Raw genomic sequence first — 23317 nt, 5'->3', positions numbered from 1 at the left:
CGTTTTGAAGCCGGCAAACTGACCGGAACCGTCATGAAATCAAAAGGATGAGGCCATGACCGAAGAGACCTCACAAGATGGTGCGTTACGGCGTGATCTCGCCTTCTGCTACCGCATTTACAGGCCTGCGGATTCAACTGGTGAATGCTTCTTCCTGCTGCATGGGTCGGGTGTCGATGAGACGACATTGGTGCCGCTGGCACGAGAGATCGCGCTACACGCCACGCTGGTCGCCGTGCGCGGCCGCATCGTCCAGGACGATGGTTTCCGCTGGTTCACGCGCATCACGCCGACGCGCTTCGAACAGTACAGCATCCGCACCGAAACCAACGCTTTTGCAGGGTTCGTCACGGATGTGGCTACACGCCACAATCTCGATCTCTCCCGCACGATCTTTCTCGGCTATTCGAACGGCGCCAATCTGGTTTCGAGCCTGATGCTGCTGCATCCGGGCCTTGTCGAACGCGCCGCGCTGCTGCGGCCGATGCCGGTGCTCGACGACGTGCCGGCGACGGATATGGCAAGCGTGCGGGTGCTGATCGTCGCCGGTGCTGCCGACCTTACCTATGCGCCCTTCGCGCCGGCTCTGGTGACATTGCTCAGCCAACATGGCGCCGACCTCGACGCGAGGATTGTTCCATCGGGTCATGAATTCGGCAGCGCCGACGCGGCAATCGCAAGGCAATGGCTGAAGGCGGTGACGGCAACGGCCGCCTAGCTGCTGGCTGCCGTTGCTGACCAGCATGCCGGCGGCGCCGACCAGAATGCCGGCGGCGCCGACCAGCCTACCCTCGCCCCATCCGGTTCCAGGCATCCAGCCCGGCGATCTTGTAGGCTTCGGCGAGCGTCGGATAGTTGAAGGTGTTGTTGACGAAGAAGTCGACGGTGCCGCCGAGATTGATCACCGCCTGGCCAATGTGGATGAGCTCTGTGGCGCCCTCGCCGATGATGTGCGCACCGAGCAGGCGGCGCGTTTCGATCGAGAACAACAGCTTCAGAAAGCCGGTGTTGACGCCCATGATGTGGCCGCGCGAGGTCTCGCGAAAACGCGCCACGCCGACCTCATAGGCGGCCCCACTTTCACGCACCTGTTCCTCGGACTGGCCGACCGTCGAGATTTCCGGCACCGCATAGATGCCATAGGGAAAGGTTTCAGGCGGCGGCGGCAAGGGCACGCCGAAGGCATGACAGGCCGCCACCCTGCCCTGCTCCATCGAGGTCGAGGCCAGGCTCGGAAAGCCGATGACGTCGCCGGCGGCGTAGATGTTGGGCGCGCTGGTCTGGAAGGTCTGCGGATCGACCTTGATCCGCCCCCTTGAGTCGGCTTCGATGCCGACGATATCCAAGCCCAGGCTGCCGACATTGCCGGTTCGGCCGGCGGCGTAGAGCACCACCTCGGAGCGAATGGTACGGCCATCGGCCAGTTCGACCTCGGCGGCGTCCGGCTTGGACCGGATCTCCTTCACGGCACTGCCCAGCCGGATCGTCATGCCGCGATCACGCATCTGATGGATGAAATCGTCGACGATCTCGCGGTCGACGAAATCGAGGATCGAGTTGCGCGGCTCGACCAGCGTCACCGGCACGTCGAGCGCGGAAAAGATCGTCGCATATTCGACCCCGATGACGCCGGCGCCGATCACGGTCAGCGTACGCGGCAAACGGTCGAGCTCCAGCATCTCGTCGCTGTCGAAGATTCGGGTCCTGTCGAAAGGCACATCGCGCGGCCTGTGCGGCCTTGTGCCGACCGCGATCAGCGCATTGGCAAAACCAACCTCGCTGTAGTCTCCGGTGTCGGTGGTCAGGCTGACCTTGTTGGAGCCAAGAAACTTCACGTCGGCGCGGGCGCTCTTGACCGTGTTGCGCATGAACTGGTGCTGCAGCACCTCGACCTCGTGGTCGAGGGTCTTGTGCAGGCGCTCGACAAGATCGCCGACCGAAATATCCTGCTTGACCCGGTAGCCGCGCCCATAGAAGCCGCGCTCGCGCCAACCCGAGAGGTTGAGCACGGTTTCGCGCAGCGTTTTCGATGGAATGGTGCCGGTATGCACCGAGACGCCACCAAGACGCCGGCCGCGGTCGACCACCAGCGCCGATTTGCCGAGCTTGGCCGACTGCACCGCAGCGCGCCGCCCCGAGGGGCCGCTGCCGATGACCAGCATGTCGTAGTCCATATTGCCCCGTCCTCTGCCCCTGAGCGCTTTGTTGCGCCGCAGCAAGCTAATGCCATCCGCGCCGCAAATTCAACCGATTCGGATTGCGTCTCGTGCCGCTCGCGCCTTGCGCGCCGCAAAAAGCTCGATCTTGATTCCGCCGCGGGCCTTCACCATTTCATTACCGAGCGGCTCGCACCCTATGTCGGGCCTTGTTACGAGGAAATGACATGAACGCGCGCGTTCTTGACGGCGAAATCATCCCGACCAGGCTCGACGATGTCAGGGCCTATGACGGCGTGAGCACGCGGCGCATCCTCGCCTTCGTGATCGACTATATCATCGTTGCGCTGCTCACCATTCCATTCGCCATACTGGTGTTCTTCCTCGGCCTTTTGACGCTTGGGCTTGGCTGGATGCTGTTTGGCGCCCTGGTGCCGGCCGTCGCCATTCTCTACATCTGGAACACACTGGGCAGTGCCGACCAAGCCACCACGGGCATGAAGCTGATGGGCATCCGGCTCGACCGACTCGATGGCAGGCCGATCGACGGTCTGACCGCCGTCGTCCATTCGGTGCTGTTCTGGGCCGGCAACGTCATCTTGTCGCCGCTGGTCCTTCTGGTGACCTTGTTTGCCGATCGCAAGCGCACGCTGCACGACCTTTTGCTCGGCACCGTGGTCAGCCGCACCGACCGCTGAAACGGCCCCCTCGAGCGCTGTCACAGCCGATTGAGTGTAAATGTGAAGGCGTCTAGTCAACCACGCCCTCACAATCCTGTTGAATTTTTCGCCATCCGCGCCAAAGGTAGAGCGATTCGAAGGAGTGTTTCCAAGGCTCGATGACGCAGCATCCGACCCAGTCGCCGCAGTTCTTCCTGACCGCGCCGTCGCCGTGCCCGTATCTCGACGGCCAGTTCGAGCGCAAGGTGTTCACGCATCTGGTTGGCGACAAGGCGGCGGAGATGAACGACCTGCTGACGCAAGGCGGCTTCCGGCGCTCGCAGAACATCGCCTACAGGCCGGCATGCGAGACCTGCCGAGCCTGCGTTTCGGTACGCATCCTCGCCCAGGAATTTAGCGCCAGCCGCAACATGAAGCGGGTGCTGCAGCACAATTCCGACCTCGTCGGCCACATGCACAATGCCGAGCCCTCGACCGAACAATATTCGCTGTTTCGCAGCTACCTCGACGCCCGCCACCGCCGTGGCGGCATGTCCGACATGACGGTGCTCGACTACGCCATGATGGTCGAGGACACCCATGTCGACACCAAGGTGATCGAATACCGGCGGCGCGGGCCCGACACCTTCATCACCGGCAAGGGACAGGGCGAACTGATCGCGGTGGCGCTCACCGACAAGATGGCCGACGGCCTGTCGATGGTCTATTCCTATTTCAATCCCGATTTCGAGGAGCGTTCGCTCGGCACGTTCATGATCCTCGATCACATCGCCCGCGCCCGGGCGATGGGCCTGCCCCATGTCTACCTCGGCTACTGGGTCAACGGCTCGCGCAAGATGAATTATAAGATGCGCTTCATGCCGCAGGAGCATCTCGGCCCGAAAGGCTGGGAGCGCTACACCAACGAAGCGGTTTCACGCTGAGTTTTTCCACGATCCACCCATAACTGTTTCAAAGCGGGGGATGCTGGTCTTTCAGCCGCTTGGCTGGAGAGTGCGCCATTGCGCCGGTCCACCTGCATTTCAATGCGAAAGTTGCTGCATGTCCTCCCACAACGACCACCAGAAAGGCCTTCTGATAACAGCCATCGGCGGCTTGACGCTGACCGTCGATATCCCGCTGATCCGGCTCGCCGACGGCGGCGCATGGACGATCCTGCTGCTGCGCACTGGCACCACCTTCGTCGCGGCCATGATCATCTGGTCGATCTGGCGCGCGCTCAGCCGGAACGCCCCGCAACTCATCCCCGGCTGGTCCGGCCTTGTCGTGGCGATTTGCTACGGGCTGACCTCGATCACCTTCGTCACCGCCGTCTTCCACACCTCGACCGCCGACCTGGTGTTCATCCTGGCCTTCAACCCTGTTTTCGCCGCGTTGCTGTCCTGGATATTCCTGAACGAGAAGCCACGGCTGGTGACGATCGTGGCGATGCTGGTCATGATCCTCGGCGTGCTGGTCATCGTCGGCGGCTCGGTCGGCACCGGGCACCTGTTCGGCGATTTCATGGCGCTATGCTCGGCATTCTTCATCGCGGTCGCCATCACCATCTCGCACGCCAGCGGCAAGGATATGGGATTCACGGCCCTTGTCGGCGTCCTTCTGCCGCTGGCGCTGGCGGCTTTCATGGTCACTGGCGAAGGTTTTCAGGTCAATGCGCCATGGTGGATCATCTTCAACGGCGCCGTCATCATGCCGATCTCGTTCTTTTGCCTCGCCAACGGTCCGAAATACATTTCAGGTCCCGAAGTGGCGATGTTCTACCTGCTCGAAACCGTGCTGGCGCCGGTCTGGGTGTGGATGATCTTTGCCGAGACACCGACCCGCAACAGCCTGATCGGCGGCGTGATCCTGATCGTCACGCTGATCGCGCATTCGCTGTGGCAGTTGCACGACGGACGCAAGCGCCGTGGTGACCTTGCGGTGCATCACCCGGCCTAAGGTATGTCGATATTCAGGTGATGCCGGCCTAACCTGAAACTCAACATCCCTCAACGCGAGCCGGATCGAATCAGGCGCTGGCTTTCTTCACCACGCTGGGTTCAGGCAGAACCTCGATCTGCGGGCCAGCTTCGATTTCAACCGGCGAACCCGGCATGATTTCGTCGGTCAGTTCCACCTCGCGCAGCCACTCGCGCCAGATCGCGACCAATAGGGCCATCAGCACCGGGCCAATGAACAGGCCGAGGAACCCCATGGTCTTGACGCCGCCGATCAGGCCGAAAAAAGTCGGCAGGAAGGGCAGCTTTATCGGCCCGCCGACGAGCTTCGGTCGCAGCGTCTTGTCGACGATGAACAGCTCGACCGCACCCCAGAGGAACAGCGCGAGCCCAGCCATCGGCGACCCGCTGGCGGCGAGGTAGATCGAGACCAGGGTGAAGGACAGCGGTGCGCCGCCGGGGATGAGCGCCATGACGCCGGTCAGGGCGCCGAGCGTCACCGGCGACGGCACGCCGGCCAGCCAGTAGGCAATGCCGAGCACCAGTCCCTCGCCGATGGCGATGACGGTCATGCCGGTCACGGTCGAAGAGATCGTTGCCGGCACGACGCGCGAGATCCGCTCCCATCTGGTCGGCAGGATGCGCTCGCCGAGGCGGTCGATCTGGCCGGCAAAATGCTCGCCGTCGCGATAGGCGAAGAACAGCGCGATCATCATGAACAGCAGCGTCAGGAGCAGGCCGAAGGCGCTGCCGCCGGCGGCAAGGACGCCGCGATAGATGCTGCCGATATTGGCACCGCTGACCAACTGGATCAGTTCGCCGATGCCGCCGGGATGGCCAAAATTGGTCGTCCATTGCTCGTTCAGCCACTCGCCCACGACAGGCATGGTGGCGATCCAGTGCGGCGTCACGGCGCCGTGCCGGTTGGTCTCGATCGCCCAGCCGACCCACTCGCGCACCTCGTTGATGGCGTAGGTGCCGGCAAGCGCGATCGGCACCACCAGGAAGGCAAGGATGAACAGGATGGCAAAGGTCGCGGCGATGGTGCGGTTGCCGCCAACCGCGACAAGCAGGCGCCGGTAGAGCGGCCAGCTTGCAAAAGCGATGACCAGCGCCGCCAGCACCGGAAACAGGAAGCCATGGAAGAAATAGACACCGGCGGCGACGATCAGCACCAGCAGCCAGCGCGCCGCCGACAGCGGCGGAATGACGGCCGATCGCAGCGGCGTCGACAGGCCGAACAGGCGCTGCTGCCGTTCCGGTTTCTGGATTTTTGCTTCCTTCAAACGCCCGCTTCTCCCAAACACCTTTCCTGCTTATGCACTGGTATAGTGCAGCAATCGTGACGATAGTCCAAATGGTGATGGTGAAGCTGCGAGGGCGAGATGGCCGGCAGCCGCCAGAGTGGGGCGCCGCGCATGAAACGCCGACCGCCCCTCTGTCGCCTTCGGCGACATCTCCCCTCGAGGGGGAGATTAGCAGCTACCCAAACTTCCCTGTCCTCGGGAAGCCCTTCGGCACCATGCGGCCGGCAGAGGCGCGGGCGCCGATCCATTCGGCCAGTTCCTCACGCGACCGGATGAAGGTGCGGTCGGCCGAATCCTGCCAGGACAGGCCGCTCTCCAGCGTGAACGGCTTGAGATCCAGAAGGCCGCCGTCCTTGTATTTCTGCAGGCGAACGCCCTTGCCGCGGCCCATCTCCGGGATGTCGGAGAGTGCGAACACCAGCATCTTGCGATTCTCGCCGACGATGGCGAGATGGTCGCCAGTGAGCGGGATGCAGCGCTTGGCCTCGTCGGGCGCCTTGACGTTCATCACCTGCTTGCCTTTGCGGGTGTTGGCGACGACTTCCTCCTCCGGCACGATGAAGCCATTGGCGTCATACGAAGCCAGCAAAAGCTTGCGCTTCGGATCGTGGACGAAGGCGGTGACGATGTCCTGGTCATTGTCCATGTCGACGATGATGCGGATCGGCTCACCATGGCCGCGGCCACCCGGCAGCCGGTCGGCGCCGATGGTGTAGAACTTGCCGCCCGTGGTGAAGACCAGCACCTTGTCAGTGGTCTGGGCATGGAAGGCGAGCTTGAGGCCGTCGCCCTCCTTGAAGGTCAGCGTCGAGAGATCGGCAAGATGCCCCTTCATCGCCCGCAGCCAACCCTTTTCCGAGACGACCACGGTGACCGGCTCGCGCTCGATCATGGCGTGCGCAATGTCGGTCAGGTCGTGTTCGGGCGCATCGGCGAACTGGGTGCGGCGCATGCCGAGCTCGGTCTCCGGGCCGAACTTGTCACGGATACTGGTGACTTCCCACTTGATCGTCGCCCATTGCTTTTCGTTTGAAGCAAGCAGCGCTTCGATCTGCTTCTTCTCGGCGCTCAGACCGTCGAATTCCTTGCGGATCTCGAATTCTTCCAGCTTGCGCAGAGCCCGCAACCGCATGTTGAGGATCGCTTCGGCCTGGGTGTCGGTGAGCGACCAGCGGGCCATCATCACCTGCTTGGGCTCATCCTCCTCGCGAATGATCCTGATCACCTCATCGATGTTGAGATAGGCGATCAGGTAGCCGGCGAGGATCTCCAGCCGTCTTTCGATCTCGCCAAGGCGATGTTTCGAGCGGCGAACAAGCACGTCACGGCGGTGTTCGAGCCATTCCTGCAGCACGCCTTTCAGCGACAGGACGTTGGGCACCTTGCCGCGCGACAGGACGTTCATGTTGAGCGGGAAGCGGCTTTCGAGCTCGGTCAGCTTGAAAAGCGATTCCATCAGGATGCCCGGGTCGACCGAGCGGCTCTTCGGCACCAGCACGACGCGGATGTCTTCGGCACTTTCGTCGCGGATATCCTCGAGCAGCGGCAGCTTGCGCGCCATCAAGAGCTCGGCGATCTTCTCGATCAGCCGCGCCTTCTGCACGCCGTAGGGGATTTCGGTGACGACGATGCTCCAGGTGCCCCTACCCTGGTCCTCCTGGATCCACTTCGACCGGACGCGAAAGCCGCCGCGCCCTGTTTCATAGGCTTCGAGGATGGCGGCGCGGCTGTCGACGATGATGCCACCGGTCGGGAAGTCCGGACCCTGGACAAAGTCCATCAGCTTCGCCACCGGCGCATCGCGATGCTCGATCAGGTGAAGTGCCGCATCGCAAAGCTCGGCCGCGTTGTGAGGCGGGATCGATGTTGCCATGCCCACGGCAATGCCAGACGAGCCGTTGGCGAGCAGGTTTGGAAAGGCGCCGGGCAAAACCACCGGCTCCTCGTCTTCTTCATTGTAGGTCGGCCGGTAGTCGACGGCATCCTCGGTGATGCCGGACAACAGCTCGGTCGCCACATCGGTCATGCGCGCTTCGGTGTAGCGCATGGCGGCGGCGTTATCGCCGTCGATGTTGCCGAAATTGCCCTGCCCGTCGACCAGGGGGTAGCGCATCGAAAAATCCTGCGCCAGCCGCACCAGCGCGTCATAGATCGATTGATCGCCATGCGGGTGGAACTTGCCCATCACCTCGCCGACGATGCGGGCGCACTTGGCAAAGCCCTGGTCGGGGTTCAGCCGCAGCAGACGCATGGCGTGCATGATGCGGCGATGGACCGGTTTCAGTCCGTCGCGCACGTCCGGCAGCGCCCGGTGCATGATGGTCGACAGCGCATAGGCCAGATAGCGCTCTTCCAACGCCTTCTTCAGATCGACCGGTTCGACATGATCGCCACCGCCATTTTCAGGCGGCAAAAGCCTTTTTCCCATGGGCTGGACCTAGCCGAGCGGGTGATTCGCGGCAAGGGGCCGGCAGATGTACCGGCGCTTCTGCAACATGAAACCGCAGGCCAACGGATGTCGACCAACATCAGCCTGTTACATCAGGCCTCTAAGGCCAAGCGTGATGATATCGGGCAACCGGCTCTTCATTACAAACGGCTCTTCATTACAAATTCACCGGTTTGCGCAAAGACGGTGGGATCGAGTTTGCCTTTCACCGTGATTTTCGACCATTGTGCCGGGACACGCCTTTTTCCCGTCCAGTTCGTCACGGAATGGTGATGGCGCAAAGAATTGAAAAATAATTTCAGGACACTCTCAGGGACCTTGCGATGACAATCAACCGCTCAACTCTCCAGAAGTTCGCCTTTTCGACCTTTTTGCTCACGCTGCCGCTGAACGCGGCCCTCGCCCAGGATGCAGCGGTCGCCGACCGGCTGAAGGCTGCACTTTCCGCCCAGGGCGTCGACATCTCCTGGACCGGCGTGACCGGCGACAACACCAGCATGGTTCTGCAGGGCGTTGCCATCAAGCCGGCGGCGGAAAAGGAAGCGCTCCCCATCGGCGACGTCAAGTTAGAGGGCGTCACCGAGGCAAATGGCGGCTATGACATCGCCACCGTGTCGACGTCGGCATTCGAACACTCAAAGGACGGCGTCACGCTCAACCTCAGCCCCTTCGTCATCCACGGCATGACGGTTCCGGCCAACGGCTCCACCGGTCCGCTGGGCTCGCTGATGATGTACAAGTCGGCTGAACTCTCAAACATGACCGTCAAGGTCGCAGACAAGACCGCCTTCTCGATGGACGGGCTTGCCGTCGAGATCACGCCGCCGGCCGACGGCAAGGCGATGGAATTCACCGCCACCACGGAAAAGTTCAATGCCGACCTGACGCTGGTCGACGACCCCAAGTCCAAGGAAGTCATCAACGCGCTCGGCTACCAGAACATCGCGGGCAATCTCGAGATGGCCGGCACCTGGCAGCCCACGGACGGCAAGATGGAACTGTCGAAATACGACATTTCCGTCGAGAACGCCGGCACGCTCGGCATGACCTTCGACCTCGGCGGCTACACGATGGACTTCATCAAGTCGCTGCAGGAAATGCAGAAGAAGATGGCGGCACAGCCCGAAGGTGCCGACAATTCGGCGCAAGGCATGGCCATGCTCGGCCTGTTGCAGCAGCTTTCGTTCAACAGCGCCTCGATCCGTTTCGACGACGATTCGCTGACCAACAAGGTGCTGGAATATGTCGGCAAGCAGCAAGGCATGTCGGCCAAGGACATCGCCAACCAGGCCAAGGCGATCGTGCCGTTCGGCATGGCTCAGCTCAACAATCCGGAACTGACGGCGCAAGTCACGGCCGCAGTCGGCAAATATCTCGACGATCCGAAGAGCCTCGAAATCTCGGCCGAACCGCCGGCATCTGTGCCGTTCGCGCTGATCATGGCGGGAGCCATGTCCAACCCGCTCGAATTGCCGAAGACGCTCGGCGTCGCCGTCAAGGCGAACGAAGACTGATCGAAGCGATCCCGATACGCGAAAAAGCCCGGCAGCGATGCCGGGCTTTTTTTGTGGGATTAGCGAATCGAAAGAATCGGTTCTGGCGGTTCTTTAAAGCATCACCCGAAGCGGGATCAGGCGTCCTTCTTGGGTGCGGCGACGCGCAGCGCCAGTTCGCGGAGCTGCTGCGGGCTTGCTTCCGAAGGCGCGTTCATCAACAAATCGTACGCCTGCTGGTTCATCGGGAACATGGTGATCTCACGCAGGTTCTTCGCGCCGACCAGCAGCATGACGACACGATCGACGCCGGCGGCCATGCCGCCATGCGGCGGCGCGCCGTACTGGAAGGCGCGGTAGAGGCCGCCGAAGCGCTCCTCGACCGTGGCGCGATCCAGCCCGACCGTCTCGAACGCCTTGACCATGGTCTCGGGCAAATGGTTGCGGATACCGCCAGAGGCGATTTCGAAGCCATTGCAGACCATATCGTACTGGAACGCCTTGATGCCGAGCAGATCCTCGCCATTCAGTGCGTCGATGCCACCCTGCGGCATCGAGAACGGGTTGTGGGCGAAGTCGATCTTCTTCTCTTCTTCGTTCCATTCGAAGAACGGGAAGTCGACGATCCAGCACAGTTCGAAACGCTCACGGTCGACAAGGTTCAGCTCCTCGCCGGCGCGGGTGCGCGCGGCACCGGCGAAAGACACGAACTTCTTCGGGTCGCCGGCGACAAAGAAAGCGGCGTCGCCGTCGGCAAGGCCGAGCTGTTGGCGGATCGCTTCGGTGCGCTCCTCGCCGATGTTCTTGGCGAGCGGACCGGCGCCTTCGATCTTGTCACCCTCCTTGCGCCAGAAGATGTAGCCCAGCCCGGGCTGGCCCTCGCCTTGCGCCCACGAATTCATGCGGTCGCAGAAGGCACGGCTGCCGCCGGTCTTGGCCGGAATGCCCCACACCTCGGCCCTCGGGTCGTTGGCCAGGATGTTGGCGAACACCTTGAAGCCGGAATCGCGGAAGTGATCGGAGACGGCCTGCATCTCGATCGGGTTGCGAAGGTCCGGCTTGTCGGAACCGTATTTGCGCATGGCGACGTCATAGGGGATGCGCTGGAATTTCTGCGTCACGGGCTTGCCGTTGGCGAAGGTCTCGAAGACCCCGCGCATGACCGGTTCCATGGTCGACAGAACGTCGTCCTGCTCGACGAAACTCATTTCGAGGTCGAGCTGGTAGAATTCGCCCGGCAGCCGGTCGGCGCGCGGGTCCTCGTCGCGGAAGCATGGCGCGATCTGGAAGTAACGGTCGAAGCCCGACACCATGATCAGCTGCTTGTACTGCTGCGGCGCCTGCGGCAGCGCATAGAAGGTGCCGGGATGGATGCGCGACGGCACCAGGAAGTCGCGCGCGCCTTCCGGCGACGAAGCGGTCAGGATCGGCGTCGAGAATTCGGTGAAGCCGACCTCGCCCATACGCCTGCGCATTTCGGCGATGATTTTTGTCCGGGCGATGATGTTCTTGTGCAGGGTCTCACGGCGCAGGTCGAGGAAGCGGTATTTCAGCCTTATATCCTCGGGATAGTCAGGCTCGCCGAACACCGGCAGCGGCAATTCCTTGGCCGCCGACAGCACCTCGATCTCGCGTGCGAAAATCTCGATCTCGCCGGTGGGCAGGTTGGCGTTCGTGGTCTCGGGCAAGCGCGCCTTGACCTCGCCGTCGACGCGGATGACCCACTCGCCACGCACGGTCTCGGCAACCTTGAAGGCCGGCGAATCCGGATCGGCGACGATCTGGGTCAGGCCATAATTGTCGCGCAGGTCGATGAACAGCAGGCCGCCATGATCGCGCACGCGATGCACCCAGCCAGACAGGCGAACGGTCGAGCCGACGTCGCTCTTCCTCAATTGGGCACAGGTATGGCTGCGGTAACGGTGCATTGTCATTGGTAGGGTCCGGGGTGCTGCGTTGCCGGCCGAAGCATCACAGCCCGGCCTCAAAATTTGCGCGAAAAGCGCATGGGAGGCCGGATTTGTCAAGGCAAGTGGCGCCGGGCGCCGCCCGACAGGCGCAGCAAGCCCCTTGGCTAGCGACAGCGCAACGGATTCAGGCGGCGTCCCCACGGCAAGCCGCGTCGTAATCGGCCAGCACCTGGCCGATCGCTGTATGAAGAATGGCCTCGGGATTCCCTGCAGGCCCGAGTTCGGCCGGCACCATCGGCAGGAATTGCCGCATCAGCGTTTCGGGAATAGCGACGCCGTTGAGCACCTCGCGCAGGCGGCCAACTGCAACGCCGGCAGTGGGGTTGCTCCAGTAATAGCGGATGCGGTCACTGTAGCTGTAGTGCCGCTGCAAATAGAGGCTCGCGTCACTGCCGTGATAGTGACTGTGCCAATGGCCCGGCGCTGCGAGCATCACGCGCTCCATCGTGCGGGCCAGCGACCTATTGCCATAATCCGCGACCATTTCGGACGCGATCAGGTCGAGCCCGTAAAGCGCCTCGCGCAAGGCGAATGTCAGGCCCGGGCCGACCTTGAGGATGGGAAAGCCATTTCTGACAAGTGCCGTCAGCGCCGCGCGGCTCTGATAGTCGGTGGAATGCGCCTCGTAGACGAGCGACAGTTCCTCATCAAGCAGTCCGGTCAGCGCTTTCGACGCCTCCGGCCTGTAGGCGACGACGTTCTGGCTGCCGAATTCAACGCCCGGCTGCACGACCACGGCGATGACGCGGCCAAACGCTTCGGCCAGGCCTTCCCGGGCAAAGATCTGGCGATGCACATCGATCGTGCGGCGCGCCGCTGCCGCTTCGGTGGGCCTCAGATTGCTGATCGTGTGATCGACGCCGCCCGGGGCGGGAACCTCGGTGCCTATGATGTAGACCGGCAATGCACCGCCACTGGCGTGGGCCGCCTTTTCAGCCGCCCTGGCCAGCCGCACCGCCCGCATGGCGATCGTCTCGTCGTCCAGGGCCGCCGGCTCGCCGGCGCATCCCATCGACGCGTCGAGGTGGATCTTGCTGAAGCCGGCCCAGACATAGGCGGTGACCATGGCTTCGGCCTTGCTCATCGCCTGTGCGGCCGGCTCCGCGCGCCACGGGTTCGGTCCAAGGTGGTCGCCACCGAAGATGATGCGTGAGGCCTCCAGACCTTCCCTGCTGGCGATCTCCTGCACGAAGGCGATGAACAGGTCCGGGGTCATCCCGGTGTAGCCGCCGAACTGATTGACCTGGTTGCAGGTTGCCTCGATCAGCAGCGTGGTTTCCTTGTCCCGGACGGCGCGCCTGATGGCGGTCTGGATCACCAGCGGATGGGCCGAGCAGATCGAGGTGATGCCATAAGGCGATCCGTTTCTGCGGGCGGTGGCGAGGCCTGCAAGCGGGTTGGCCATCATGTCGCCCTCTGTGTCCCGGCGATGAAGCCGTCAAGCACGTCGAAGCCGGCGATGCCTTCCATGGGTCCGCGCCGCGTGACGTTGCGGGCGCCGGCGGCATTGGCATAGAACAGCGCCTTGCCAGGCTCCATCCCCATGCGCCGGCAGGTCAGGTAGGTCGCGCCGAAACAGTCGCCGGCTCCGGTCGGGTCCACTTCCTCCACCCGGAAGCCGGCGCAGTCGATCCTGCTGCCATCGGCACCGAACCGGGACGAGCCGGCAGCCCCGCGCTTCAGCACGATCTCGCCGACGCCCCTGGCGATCAACGCCTTCACCGCCTGGCATTCATCGTCGACCCCTGCCGCGGTAAGCAACTCTTCGCCGGAAGGAAGCAGCAGATCGGCATCGTCGACCAGGGCCGAAAATTGCGCGCCGTCGGCGCCGTCGATCAGTTCCTTGCGCACATTCGGATCGAAGGAGGTCGAGCCGCCGCGGGCGCGCACTGCCTTCGTGGCATAGGCAACGATGTCCCTCAGCCCGGCTACGGACAGAGTGGATCCCATGACATGCAGGTGACCGGCCCTGTCCGCCAGTTGGCGCGCCTCGCTGGTGAGGCGGATTTGCCCGGCGGCGGATTCGGCAATGTTGTAGACGAAGTCGCGGCCGCCATCGGGCCTGTAGCGAACGAAAGCGCTTCCGGTCGGGTAGCGATCGCTGACGGCCACGGCGGACACGTCGACGCCGTCGCGCCTGAGCCTTTCCAGATTGATCGTGCCAAAATCGTCGCGGCCGACGCAGGCGACGAGCCCGGCGGCGGCGCCCAGCCTTGCGACCTGATCGATGAAGATGGCAGGAGCACCGCTCGGGTAAGGGCCGACCAGCGTCATCGGTTCGAGGAAACCCAGACCCCGCTCCGTGGCCATGATCTCGACCAGGATTTCGCCGGCGGCAATCGTCGGCCCCACGGATTCGGACGCGATCTCCCTTCGGCGGGAAAAGCTCATTCCTGTAATTCCTTCTCTCCCCAGCCGGAGCGGACGCGGATCGTGTCGGTGTGCGGGTTGTACGATCGCTCCTGACCTGTAGCCGAGGTAATTCGCATCGCGAGCGAAGTCAACACAAACTGCACGTACGTTCACTTTATTTACTACGCACGCGCGTTTCCCGATGTGCCAAATGGCAGAAAGCTGTGCGCCGCGTTGGGTCTGGCCGCCAATATCAACTCCTATGCAGCTTGACTTGCGTGTTTTCAAGCGCAATAAAATATATACGCATGTTCACTTACACATGCGCATTCGTAAAGGAGGAGACGAAATGCCAATTGGTAAGCCTATTGGAATTCTCGCCGCGTCGGTCGCCGCTTCCGCACTGATGGCGACTGCCGCCCTGGCCGCGGAGATCACGGTTGCGACGGTCAACAATGGCGACATGATCATCATGCAGAAGCTGTCGCCGGAATGGGAGAAGGCGACGGGAAACAAGGTCAACTGGGTGGTGCTGGAGGAAAACGTCCTGCGCGAGCGGGTCACCACCGACATCGCCACCAAGGGCGGCCAGTTCGACGTGCTGACCATCGGCGGCTATGAAACGCCGATCTGGGGCAAGAGCGGCTGGCTGACATCGCTCAACGATCTTGGCGTCGATTATGACTATGACGATCTCATCGCGCCGGTGCGAAGCGGCCTGACGGTCGACGGCAAGCTCTATGCCGTGCCCTTCTACGCCGAAAGCTCGTTCACGCTCTACCGCAAGGATCTGTTCGACGCCGCCGGGCTGAAGATGCCGGAGCAGCCCACCTATGACCAGATCACCGAATTCGCCGACAAACTCACCGACAAGTCGAAGGAGCAATACGGCCTGTGCCTGCGCGGCAAGCCGGGCTGGGGCGAGAACATGGCCTTTGTCGGCACGCTGGTGAACACGTTCGGCGGCCGCTGGTTCGACATGGACTGGAAGCCGCAGATCAATTCGGACGCATGGAAGAAGGCGATCGGCTGGTATGTCGACACGATGAAGAAGGATGGACCTCCCGGAATAAGCTCCAACGGCTTCAACGAGAACCAGACCTTGTTCGCCTCCGGCCATTGCGCCATGTGGATCGACGCCACGTCGGCGGCGGGTCGTGTCTATGATCCGAAGCAGAGCAAGGTTGCAGACAAGGTCGCCTTCGCCAAGGCACCGGTGGCGGTCACCCCCAACGGTTCGGCCTGGGGCTGGGCATGGAGCTTGGCCATCCCGGCGAGTTCCACCAAGGCGGACGCCGCGAAGTCGTTCGTGAAATGGGCGACCTCGAAAGCCTACGTCCAGCGCGTCGGCGAGACCGAAGGTTGGGTTGCCGCACCTCCGGGAACGCGCAAATCCACCTATGCCAGCCCGGACTACCAGAAAGCAGCCCCCTTCGCCGCAACGGTGCTTTCGGCGATCGAATCCGCCGATCCGACCAAGCAGACCAAGGACCCGGTTCCCTATACCGGCATCCAGTTCGTCGCCATCCCCGAATTCCAGGGCATCGGCACCGAGGTCGGCCAGGCGATTGCCGCCGCGGTCACCGGTCAGCAGTCGGTCGACGATGTGCTCAATGGCGCCCAGACCGCCGTGGAGAAGACGATGACGGAGGCAGGCTACATCAAATAGGCGGGTTCAAGCCCAGACAGGTGAGCCAGGAGGCGGAATGAGCACAGCCTCCTGGCGGTCCGGGCCTGAAAAGCCTCCCATTGTAGCAGGCCTGGAGGATGCACGGATCCGCCACAGCGGGTCCGTGCGTTTCTCAGGCGGCGTCAAGGATCCGATGGGGCACGTCTCCCGTGACGTTGCGCCGGTCGCCATCCGGGCGCTCTGACAGCGTTTTCAAAAACTCGCGGAATTGGAATTGGACATGAAACTGAACAACAAGATTGCCCTCATAACAGGCGGTGCGCGCGGCATTGGCCTGGGCTTCGCGCAAGCCTATGTGCGCGAAGGCGCCAAGGTGGTGATTGCCGATATCGACATCGAGCGTGCCACGCGGGCAGCCGCCGCGATCGGTGCGGCGGCCAGAGCCATCCAGCTTGACGTCACCGACCTCGGTGCGATCGAGAGGGTCGTGGCGGAGGTCGACCGCGATTTCGGCGGCATCGATATCCTCGTCAACAATGCAGCCATCTTCGACATGGCACCGATAACCGACATCACCGAAGCGAGCTATGACAGGGTGTTCGCCATCAATCTCAAGGCGCCGCTGTTCATGATGAAGGCGGTGGCCAATGTGATGATCGCGCGCGGCCGCGGCGGCAAGATCATCAACATGGCGAGCCAGGCCGGTCGCCGCGGCGAGGCGCTGGTGACGCTTTACTGCGCCTCCAAGGCAGCGATCATTTCGGCCACGCAGTCGGCGGCGCTGGCGCTGGTCAAACACGGCATCAATGTCAACGCGATCGCGCCCGGTGTCGTCGACGGCGAGCACTGGGATGTTGTCGATGCGCACTTCGCCCGCTGGGAAGGCCTCAAGCCGGGCGAAAAGAAGGCCGCCGTGGCCAGATCTGTTCCGATCGGCCGCTTCGCACAGCCCGAGGATATTGCCGGGCTCGCCGTGTTCCTGGCCTCGCCCGACAGCGACTATATCCTGGCGCAGACCTACAATGTCGACGGCGGCAACTGGATGAGCTGACGCGCCCGAGCCGCGTCATCCGGGACAAGGTCGTCCAAGCAGGGAGACTGAAATGAAGGCCATCCGATTTACCGCCGCAGGCGTTGCCGGCATGGCGGAGCTGGAGATGCCCACAATCAAACCGGGGCATGCCCTGGTACGGGTCCGCGCGGCCGGCCTTTGCCATACCGATATCGAGGTGCTGCATGGCCGCTACAGCGAAGGCGCGTTTCCGCTGGTCCCCGGCCACGAATATGCGGGCACCGTCGAGGTGGTCGCCAGCGATGTCACCACCGTCAAGCCTGGCGACCGGGTCGCTGTCGATCCCAACATCCCGTGCGGGCATTGCCCGGCCTGCAGGAAGGGCCTGACCAATCTGTGCGCCAGCCTGAAGGCCTATGGCGTGACCGAGAACGGTGGCTTCGCCGAGTTCAGCATGGTTGCCGTCGACCATCTGCATGGGATCGGCGATCTCGGTTTCGCCACGGCAGCACTCGCCGAGCCGCTCGCCTGTGTCCTCAATGGTCTCGGCGCCGCCGGCCTCGCGACCGGCAACAGGACGCCCGGCACCGCGCTGGTCTTCGGCGCCGGGCCGATCGGCCTGCTGCTTGCCCTCTCGCTCCGGGCCAAGGGCGTCAGCAGCGTGGCGGTCGCCGATATCAGCAAACAGCGCCTCGCCTTCGCCGAGGCGCTCGGGCTGGAACCGCTGGTGTCCGGATCGCAGGCGCTGTCGGCGCGGGCGCGGGGCTTCGATTTCGTCGCCGACGCCACCGGCGTCGCCAAGGTGGTTGAAGGCATGATCGGTTTCACCGCCGATGGCGGGACGGCGCTCATTTTCGGTGTCTGCGCACCCGATGCCAGGATCTCGGTTGCCCCGTTCGAGATTTTCCGCCGGCAGATCAGATTGGCGGGGTCGCACTCATTGAACCGCAACATCCCGCAGGCGCTCGACATTCTCAGCCAGGACGACGGCACGATGGCACGGCTTGTCAGCCATCGGCTGCCGCTTTCCGAACTGCTCCCGTTCTTCGCCAAAGCCGCCGGCGACCCAACGACGATGAAAGTACAGTTTTCCTCGGAGCCGTGATTTCCAAAAATTCAGCCGCGCCCATGAACCACGCGCGGTCTCCTGCGCCCGGAAAGTATATCCCACCTCCTTTCCGCAAAAAGGTGACTCAAGTAGACAGTGGCGACGGCAGTTCGAGCAGGGAGCCCGTGAATGGCAAAGACAATCAGGACGATGGAGGACTTCTCGGCCTTCGTCGGCTTGTCCCGCACGACGGTTTCCAAATATTTCAACGACCCCAGCTCGGTACGGAAAAACACTCGAAACGTGATCGAGGCCGCGCAAAGGAAGTCCGGCTTTCGGCCGAGCATGTTCGCCGTCAATCTCAATCGCCGCCGCAGCAACATTCTGGGCGTCATCATTCCGAATTCGACGGACCCGTTCTACATGGCGCTGACGCGCCGTATCGAAACGATCGCCAACGAAGCCGGTTTCCTGGCTTTTGTGCTGTCTTCCGACGGACGCGCCGAAATGGAAGACCAGGCGATCCAGACATTCAAGTCGATGAACATTGCCGGCGCCATCATAGCGCCGCTCGGCGTGCAGTCCCATCACCGTATCCTGGCCGAACTCGGATCGAGCATCCCGCTGATCTATGTCGACTCGCCGCTCGACGAGACCTCGTCGTTCGTCGGCACCGACAACAGGCAGAGCTTCAGGCTCATCGTCGATTATCTCTGCAGGTCAGGCGAGCCGCCTTGTTATTTCGCCATGCCGCTGGTCAACAACAACGCCTCGGCCAGACAGGACGCCTATGTCGAGGCCATGCAGCAGTTCAAGATGACGCCTGAAATCGTGCCCGTCGTCGACGCGCGTTCATGGGATTTCGAGAAATTCGGCTTTGATGAAGCGCTTCGTATCCTGAAGGGGCAAGGTTTTCCGACCAGGACCGTGCTTTGCGCCAACGACCGTGTTGCCTTCGGCGTGATCGCGGGCGCGTATCAACTGGGCCTGAAAGTAGGCCACGGGGCCGACTGCGACATGCGGGTCGCGGGGCATGACGACCATCCCTTGTCGCGCYACGCCTGCCCGCCGATCACGACTGTTGCGCAGAACTACAACGAGATCGGCCGCCTGGCCATCGAACTTCTGCTGGAGAGGCTGGATGAGAAATCCTCGGCCAAACCAGACGGCGGACGCATCCTGCTCAACGCGGAATTGATGCTGCGAAGTTCGGCTTGAGCCGGCACAGGCGGGCTGAACGCCACAACAGAGCCGGCGATCTCCCATCTTTCGCAGCGCGGTTATCCGCGCGGCCGAGTTCCGTTTGGAATTGTCGCTGGCATTGACGGAAGCGATGGTTCAAGAAGGATCAACGACAAGCGGTTGTTTTCCTTCATGTCCTCCATCCGCCCGCTGATCCCGCTCCTGCTCGCCGCCGGCATCCTGCTTGGCGGCAATGGGCTGCAGAGCACGCTGATCGCGCTGCGCGGCGCGCAGGAAGGGTTTTCCTCCTCCGACATCGGTCTGATGGGCACCTTCTATTTCGCCGGCTTCCTGCTCGGCTGCCTGGCCATCACCCGCATCATGAAGGCGGTGGGCCATATCAGGGCCTTTTCGGCGCTGGCGGCAATCGCCTCTGTCGGCACCCTGTTGCTGGTGCTGGTTCTCGATCCGGTGATGTGGTGCGCGGTGCGCTTTGCCGGCGGCTTCTGCTTTGCCGGACTGTTCACCATCGTCGAAAGCTGGCTGAATTCCGGCGTCAGCAATCGCGACCGCGCGCGCGTGCTGGCGATCTACAGGATGGTCGACACCGGTTCGGTGACCGGCGCCCAGTTCCTCATCCCGATCTTCGGTGCCGGCGGCTTCACCATTTTTGCCATCATGTCGATCATGATCACGCTCTCGCTGGTGCCGGTCTCGCTGGGCGACCGCTCCAACCCGACGCCGCCCGAGGAGGTCAAGCTCGACCTGGCGCGCGTCTGGCGGATTTCGCCGCTGGGCTGCTTCGGCTGCATGGCCGTCGGTGTCACCAACAGCGCCTTTCGCACATTGTCGCCGGTCTATGCCGAGCAGATCGGCATGTCGGTTGCCGATGTCGTCACCTTCGTCAGCGTCGGCATCTTCGGCGGTGCCATCATCCAGTATCCGCTCGGCTACCTCTCCGACCGCTGGGACCGGCGTCGGGTGCTGTTGATCACGACCTGCTGCGCGATGCTTTCGGCACTGGCGCTGGTGTTCATCGCCGGCAGCAATCCGCTGCTCAACTTCGTCATCATCTTCATCTTCGGCTGTTTCGCCATGCCGCTCTATTCGCTGTCGGCGGCGCATTCCAACGACCGCGCCGACACCGGCGAGTTCGTGCTGATCAACGCGGCCTTGATGTTGTTCTATTCCTTTGGTGCCATTGGCGGGCCGTTCGCCGCCTCGACGGCGATGCAGTATTTCGGACCGAGCGCGCTGTTCGTGTTCAGCGCCGTCGTCTATGCGATCTTCATCGCCGTCATCCTCTACCGGATGCAGGCCCGCTCCGGCGTGCCGGTGGGCAAGCGCAGCCGCTTCACCGCGCTGTTGCGCACATCGACGATTTTCGCGCGGCTGGCCAGAAGAAACGGCGATTCCGATGGGCCGGGAACCCCATGACGATGGCGCCACAGCTTGACGAAAGCGCTTCCGGCTGAAATCTAGGAAGACCTTACTCCTGTCAAAAGCGATTTGATGCACGTCATCACCACCCAGAAAGAACTCGAGACCGTTCTCGCCGCTTTCGAAAAGTCGGATTTCGTCACCGTCGATACCGAATTCATTCGAGAAACGACCTTTTGGCCGATCCTGTGCCTGATCCAGATGGCCGCACCCGGCGTGACGGCGCTGATCGATCCGCTGTCGCCCGACATCAACCTGGCGCCATTCTTCAAGCTGATGGCCAACGAGGCTGTGGTCAAAGTCTTCCACGCCGCAAGGCAGGACATCGAAATCATCGTCCATCTCGGCGACCTCGTTCCGCATCCGGTTTTCGACACGCAAGTGGCGGCGATGGTCTGCGGCTTCGGCGACAGCGTTTCCTACGATCAGCTCGTGCAGCGGATCACCGGCGCGCGGCTCGACAAGTCATCGCGCTTCACCGACTGGCGCCACCGGCCGCTTTCCGACAAGCAGCTCGACTATGCGCTGGCCGACGTCACCCATCTGATCGAGGTCTACCAGCATCTCAGCGCCGAGCTGGTGCGGGAAAACCGCGCTCACTGGCTGAACGAGGAGATGGATGTCCTGACCTCGCGCGAGACCTACGATCCGCATCCCGAGGACGCCTGGAAGCGGCTGAAGATGCGGCTGCGCAAACCGCAGGAACTGGCGATCGTGCAGGCCGTGGCCGCATGGCGCGAACGCGAAGCGCGCGAACGCGACGTACCGCGCGGCCGCGTGCTCAAGGATGACGCAATCTACGAGGTCGCGCAGCAGGCGCCGCGCGACGCGGCCGCCCTTGGCAAGCTGCGCACGACGCCGAAAGGCTGGGAGCGCTCGTCGACGGCGACGGCCCTGCTTGGCGCTGTCAACGCCGCGCTTGCCTTGCCCAAGGAGCAGATGCCGAAGCTGCCGAAGAACTTCCAGCCGCCCGAAGGCTCGAGCGCGGCGTCGGAACTGTTGAAGGTGCTGCTCAGGATCGTCGCCGAAAAGGAAGGTGTCGCCTCGAAAGTGCTGGCCTCCAGCGATGACATCGACCGCATTGCGGCAGAGGGCGAGGAGGCCGACGTGCCAGCCCTGCAAGGCTGGCGGCGCGCGGTGTTCGGCGAGGCCGCGCTGAAGCTGGTGCGCGGTGAGATCGGCTTCAAGTTCGACAAGCGCAAGATCGCGGTTTTCGATCTTTAGCGTCGGCCTCGCCCTTCTCCCCTTGTGGGAGAAGGTGGATCGGCGCGTAGCACCGAGACGGATGAGGGGTGCTGGAAGAAACGCTGCGTGAAAAATCGATGAACTTTTAGCGCTTACATCTTCAAGGTATTGATCCGTCCAACACCCCTCATCCGACCGAGCTTCGCTCGGCCACCTTCTCCCACAGGGGGAGAAGGTGAGGCTGGCGATGCTTACACGGCTCCGAGCAGATGCAGCGGAAACCAGATCCAGGCGAGCGCCAGCACGGTAGCACCGAGGAAGAAAGACCGGCTGCGCAGCCGCAGATTGTTGCTGGTCAGGTGGACCCAGGCGTGGAAATAGCGCGACGCGACAAAAATCCACATCAGCGCCAGGGTCAGGAAGTTGACGCCGTTGGTCACGTGCAGCGTCAGGCACAGCACGTAGAACAGCACCGGCAATTCGAACTGGTTGATGAGATTGCTGGCAACGGTGATGCTGGAGGCCGGCTCGGTCGAGCGTAGCTTGTACTGACCGGCCTTGGCTTCACCTGACCTGACCGCCCCATATCTGCGGTGACCCAGGACGATATAGACGATGTAGATCAGCAGCACCTGCGCCAGCAACGGCCAGAAGATCGTGGTCTGGTTCATGAACTGCCCTGCCCCGTTTTGGCGTCAAGCCTGGTGTTTCTGACCCGCCAGCCAGAAAGCGGCGATGACTGTCAACGGGACGGCGAGAAGCGCGAATTTGGTGACGATCAGCGCCGAGGCGAGAGACAGCGAATCCGGATTGGCCGACAGGAAATCGGACAGCAGGCTCGCCACCGCGATGTTCTGGGCATAATCGGCCAGCGTGTACGGCAGTACCAGAATCAGCGCGAAGATCGACTGCAACTGCCCCGGCAACACGCGGAAATTCTTCAATCGCCGGCCGGTGGCCAGGATCAGGCTGACCAGTGTAACCGACAACAGCGCCGGGAACAGCAAATCAAAGGTCAGATAGTGCCAGACGAGAATGATCTCGCCGCCGCGCCGGCCGAGCGCCGTCAGCCAGGCCATGCCTTCGTCCGGCGTGAAGCCGAGAAAGCGCATATCAAGTGACGCCAGGCCGCCGCTCAACTGGCGGAAATAGAAGAATTCCAGCACCGTCATGGCGATGAAAACCGCCGCCGACAGGAAACAGAGCGCGGCCGCGTGGCGCGACAGCCGCAGGATCGTTGCGGCCAGGTTGCGCCAGAGCCCGTACGGATCGGGCTCCGCCGGGATAATTCGGGCTTTCGCGGGTAATCGTGACGTCATGGGCGTGGCTTTCACGAAGTCCGGCGTTGGATATGCGTACAAAAGTGGCGCGTTCGCGGAAATCGGCAAGATCGCGACCGCCGACATAACCCATAGCGGCTTTCAGCCCGCCTGCAAGCTGGTGCAGCACGCCAGACACAGGTCCTTTGTAGGGAAC

21 protein-coding genes and 1 pseudogene are annotated in these 23317 nt (G+C 62.7%); 13 read left to right on the top strand and 9 right to left on the bottom strand.

The window, feature by feature from the left end; genetic code table 11:
* Positions 1 to 55: 55 nt before the first annotated feature.
* Complete coding sequence (locus AC1D0I_RS27435; protein ID WP_477399050.1) at positions 56 to 718, top strand: alpha/beta hydrolase; 663 nt, start codon at positions 56 to 58, stop codon at positions 716 to 718.
* Between the two features lie 67 nt (positions 719 to 785).
* Here the strand turns inward: AC1D0I_RS27435 and sthA are convergent, their stop codons facing one another.
* Complete coding sequence (sthA, locus tag AC1D0I_RS27430; RefSeq protein ID WP_457153869.1) at positions 786 to 2174, bottom strand: Si-specific NAD(P)(+) transhydrogenase; 1389 nt, start codon at positions 2172 to 2174, stop codon at positions 786 to 788.
* A gap of 209 nt (positions 2175 to 2383) precedes the next feature.
* Between sthA and AC1D0I_RS27425 the strand changes: the two genes are divergently transcribed.
* The 3 genes from AC1D0I_RS27425 (at position 2384) to AC1D0I_RS27415 (ending at position 4774) form a co-directional block, all read left to right on the top strand.
* On the top strand, positions 2384 to 2854 hold the full coding sequence (locus AC1D0I_RS27425) for an RDD family protein (protein WP_477399048.1): 471 nt from the start codon (positions 2384 to 2386) through the stop codon (positions 2852 to 2854).
* Positions 2855 to 2994: 140 nt separating this feature from the next.
* Positions 2995 to 3759 (top strand): arginyltransferase, encoded by a 765-nt coding sequence (locus AC1D0I_RS27420; protein WP_095085760.1) that lies wholly within the window; start codon positions 2995 to 2997, stop codon positions 3757 to 3759.
* A gap of 118 nt (positions 3760 to 3877) precedes the next feature.
* Entirely contained in the window at positions 3878 to 4774 is an 897-nt protein-coding gene (locus tag AC1D0I_RS27415) for a DMT family transporter (RefSeq protein ID WP_477399046.1), read from the top strand.
* 70 nt (positions 4775 to 4844) lie between these two features.
* On the opposite strand, the gene AC1D0I_RS27410 is transcribed toward AC1D0I_RS27415, so the two are convergent.
* A complete protein-coding gene (locus tag AC1D0I_RS27410; protein ID WP_477399044.1) occupies positions 4845 to 6059 on the bottom strand; it encodes an AI-2E family transporter in 1215 nt (404 codons plus the stop codon).
* A 196-nt stretch (positions 6060 to 6255) separates the two neighbouring features.
* Entirely contained in the window at positions 6256 to 8508 is a 2253-nt protein-coding gene (parC, locus tag AC1D0I_RS27405; protein WP_477399042.1) for a DNA topoisomerase IV subunit A, read from the bottom strand.
* Here parC and AC1D0I_RS27400 point away from each other — a divergent pair.
* Together AC1D0I_RS27400 and AC1D0I_RS27395 are read left to right on the top strand one after the other, a co-directional pair.
* Positions 8464 to 8802 (top strand): hypothetical protein, encoded by a 339-nt coding sequence (locus AC1D0I_RS27400; RefSeq protein ID WP_477399041.1) that lies wholly within the window; start codon positions 8464 to 8466, stop codon positions 8800 to 8802. The two genes, parC and AC1D0I_RS27400, sit on opposite strands and share 45 nt — an antisense overlap.
* A 50-nt stretch (positions 8803 to 8852) precedes the next feature.
* On the top strand, positions 8853 to 10043 hold the full coding sequence (locus AC1D0I_RS27395) for a hypothetical protein (protein WP_477399039.1): 1191 nt from the start codon (positions 8853 to 8855) through the stop codon (positions 10041 to 10043).
* A gap of 116 nt (positions 10044 to 10159) precedes the next feature.
* Here AC1D0I_RS27395 and aspS read toward each other — a convergent pair whose 3' ends face one another.
* The 3 genes from aspS to AC1D0I_RS27380 all read right to left on the bottom strand — a co-directional run bounded on the left by aspS (position 10160) and on the right by AC1D0I_RS27380 (position 14383).
* Positions 10160 to 11950 carry an aspartate--tRNA ligase gene (gene aspS / locus AC1D0I_RS27390; protein WP_477399069.1) on the bottom strand — a complete coding sequence of 597 codons (1791 nt, stop codon included), beginning with the start codon at positions 11948 to 11950 and terminating at the stop codon, positions 10160 to 10162.
* Positions 11951 to 12116: 166 nt separating this feature from the next.
* Positions 12117 to 13400 (bottom strand): D-tagatose-bisphosphate aldolase, class II, non-catalytic subunit, encoded by a 1284-nt coding sequence (locus AC1D0I_RS27385; protein ID WP_477399037.1) that lies wholly within the window; start codon positions 13398 to 13400, stop codon positions 12117 to 12119.
* The gene (locus tag AC1D0I_RS27380) at positions 13397 to 14383 is read right to left on the bottom strand and encodes a tagatose kinase (RefSeq protein WP_477399035.1); all 987 of its coding nucleotides are present in this window, start codon (positions 14381 to 14383) and stop codon (positions 13397 to 13399) included. The genes AC1D0I_RS27385 and AC1D0I_RS27380 overlap by 4 nt, the downstream gene beginning before the upstream one ends.
* A 310-nt stretch (positions 14384 to 14693) precedes the next feature.
* On the opposite strand from AC1D0I_RS27380, the gene AC1D0I_RS27375 reads away from it, so the two are divergent.
* The 7 genes from AC1D0I_RS27375 to rnd all read left to right on the top strand — a co-directional run bounded on the left by AC1D0I_RS27375 (position 14694) and on the right by rnd (position 21880).
* Positions 14694 to 16013, top strand: a complete 1320-nt coding sequence (locus AC1D0I_RS27375) for an ABC transporter substrate-binding protein (protein ID WP_477399033.1) — start codon at positions 14694 to 14696, stop codon at positions 16011 to 16013.
* Positions 16014 to 16050: 37 nt separating this feature from the next.
* Entirely contained in the window at positions 16051 to 16218 is a 168-nt protein-coding gene (locus AC1D0I_RS27370; protein WP_457151806.1) for a hypothetical protein, read from the top strand.
* Positions 16219 to 16254: 36 nt separating this feature from the next.
* A complete protein-coding gene (locus AC1D0I_RS27365; RefSeq protein ID WP_477399031.1) occupies positions 16255 to 17025 on the top strand; it encodes an L-iditol 2-dehydrogenase in 771 nt (256 codons plus the stop codon).
* A gap of 52 nt (positions 17026 to 17077) precedes the next feature.
* Positions 17078 to 18091, top strand: coding sequence for a zinc-dependent alcohol dehydrogenase family protein (locus AC1D0I_RS27360; protein WP_477399029.1), 1014 nt, complete (start codon positions 17078 to 17080; stop codon positions 18089 to 18091).
* Positions 18092 to 18244: 153 nt separating this feature from the next.
* Complete coding sequence (locus tag AC1D0I_RS27355; protein WP_477399067.1) at positions 18245 to 19252, top strand: LacI family DNA-binding transcriptional regulator; 1008 nt, start codon at positions 18245 to 18247, stop codon at positions 19250 to 19252.
* Positions 19253 to 19408: 156 nt separating this feature from the next.
* Positions 19409 to 20653: an MFS transporter gene (locus AC1D0I_RS27350; protein ID WP_477399027.1), complete on the top strand. Its 1245-nt coding sequence runs from the start codon at positions 19409 to 19411 to the stop codon at positions 20651 to 20653.
* A gap of 75 nt (positions 20654 to 20728) precedes the next feature.
* Entirely contained in the window at positions 20729 to 21880 is a 1152-nt protein-coding gene (rnd, locus tag AC1D0I_RS27345) for a ribonuclease D (protein ID WP_095085791.1), read from the top strand.
* Positions 21881 to 22092: 212 nt separating this feature from the next.
* On the opposite strand, the gene AC1D0I_RS27340 is transcribed toward rnd, so the two are convergent.
* From AC1D0I_RS27340 to AC1D0I_RS27330, 3 genes and pseudogenes are all read right to left on the bottom strand, one after another.
* Entirely contained in the window at positions 22093 to 22512 is a 420-nt protein-coding gene (locus tag AC1D0I_RS27340) for an MAPEG family protein (RefSeq protein ID WP_477307143.1), read from the bottom strand.
* A 24-nt stretch (positions 22513 to 22536) separates the two neighbouring features.
* A complete protein-coding gene (locus tag AC1D0I_RS27335) occupies positions 22537 to 23160 on the bottom strand; it encodes a hypothetical protein (protein WP_095085797.1) in 624 nt (207 codons plus the stop codon).
* A pseudogene (locus AC1D0I_RS27330) lies at positions 23114 to 23317 on the bottom strand (IMP dehydrogenase); the annotation flags it as partial. The gene AC1D0I_RS27335 and the pseudogene AC1D0I_RS27330, both read right to left, overlap by 47 nt.

This window comes from Mesorhizobium sp. P2_D1 (assembly GCF_056404455.1).
Note: the sequence above shows the minus strand (reverse complement) of the source record. Positions and strands in the feature narration are given on the sequence as shown.

Bases quoted from the DNA above. Each gene is read 5' to 3' on its own strand.
- AC1D0I_RS27435 (WP_477399050.1), top strand. From the start codon at position 56: ATGACCGAAGAGACCTCACAAGATGGTGCGTTACGGCGTGATCTCGCC.
- sthA (WP_457153869.1), bottom strand. From the start codon at position 2,174: ATGGACTACGACATGCTGGTCATCGGCAGCGGCCCCTCGGGGCGGCGC.
- AC1D0I_RS27425 (WP_477399048.1), top strand. From the start codon at position 2,384: ATGAACGCGCGCGTTCTTGACGGCGAAATCATCCCGACCAGGCTCGAC.
- AC1D0I_RS27420 (WP_095085760.1), top strand. From the start codon at position 2,995: ATGACGCAGCATCCGACCCAGTCGCCGCAGTTCTTCCTGACCGCGCCG.
- AC1D0I_RS27415 (WP_477399046.1), top strand. From the start codon at position 3,878: ATGTCCTCCCACAACGACCACCAGAAAGGCCTTCTGATAACAGCCATC.
- AC1D0I_RS27400 (WP_477399041.1), top strand. From the start codon at position 8,464: ATGATCGCCACCGCCATTTTCAGGCGGCAAAAGCCTTTTTCCCATGGG.
- parC (WP_477399042.1), bottom strand. From the start codon at position 8,508: ATGGGAAAAAGGCTTTTGCCGCCTGAAAATGGCGGTGGCGATCATGTC.
- AC1D0I_RS27395 (WP_477399039.1), top strand. From the start codon at position 8,853: ATGACAATCAACCGCTCAACTCTCCAGAAGTTCGCCTTTTCGACCTTT.
- aspS (WP_477399069.1), bottom strand. From the start codon at position 11,950: ATGCACCGTTACCGCAGCCATACCTGTGCCCAATTGAGGAAGAGCGAC.
- AC1D0I_RS27385 (WP_477399037.1), bottom strand. From the start codon at position 13,400: ATGATGGCCAACCCGCTTGCAGGCCTCGCCACCGCCCGCAGAAACGGA.
- AC1D0I_RS27380 (WP_477399035.1), bottom strand. From the start codon at position 14,383: ATGAGCTTTTCCCGCCGAAGGGAGATCGCGTCCGAATCCGTGGGGCCG.
- AC1D0I_RS27375 (WP_477399033.1), top strand. From the start codon at position 14,694: ATGCCAATTGGTAAGCCTATTGGAATTCTCGCCGCGTCGGTCGCCGCT.
- AC1D0I_RS27370 (WP_457151806.1), top strand. From the start codon at position 16,051: ATGAGCACAGCCTCCTGGCGGTCCGGGCCTGAAAAGCCTCCCATTGTA.
- AC1D0I_RS27365 (WP_477399031.1), top strand. From the start codon at position 16,255: ATGAAACTGAACAACAAGATTGCCCTCATAACAGGCGGTGCGCGCGGC.
- AC1D0I_RS27360 (WP_477399029.1), top strand. From the start codon at position 17,078: ATGAAGGCCATCCGATTTACCGCCGCAGGCGTTGCCGGCATGGCGGAG.
- AC1D0I_RS27350 (WP_477399027.1), top strand. From the start codon at position 19,409: ATGTCCTCCATCCGCCCGCTGATCCCGCTCCTGCTCGCCGCCGGCATC.
- rnd (WP_095085791.1), top strand. From the start codon at position 20,729: ATGCACGTCATCACCACCCAGAAAGAACTCGAGACCGTTCTCGCCGCT.
- AC1D0I_RS27340 (WP_477307143.1), bottom strand. From the start codon at position 22,512: ATGAACCAGACCACGATCTTCTGGCCGTTGCTGGCGCAGGTGCTGCTG.
- AC1D0I_RS27335 (WP_095085797.1), bottom strand. From the start codon at position 23,160: ATGACGTCACGATTACCCGCGAAAGCCCGAATTATCCCGGCGGAGCCC.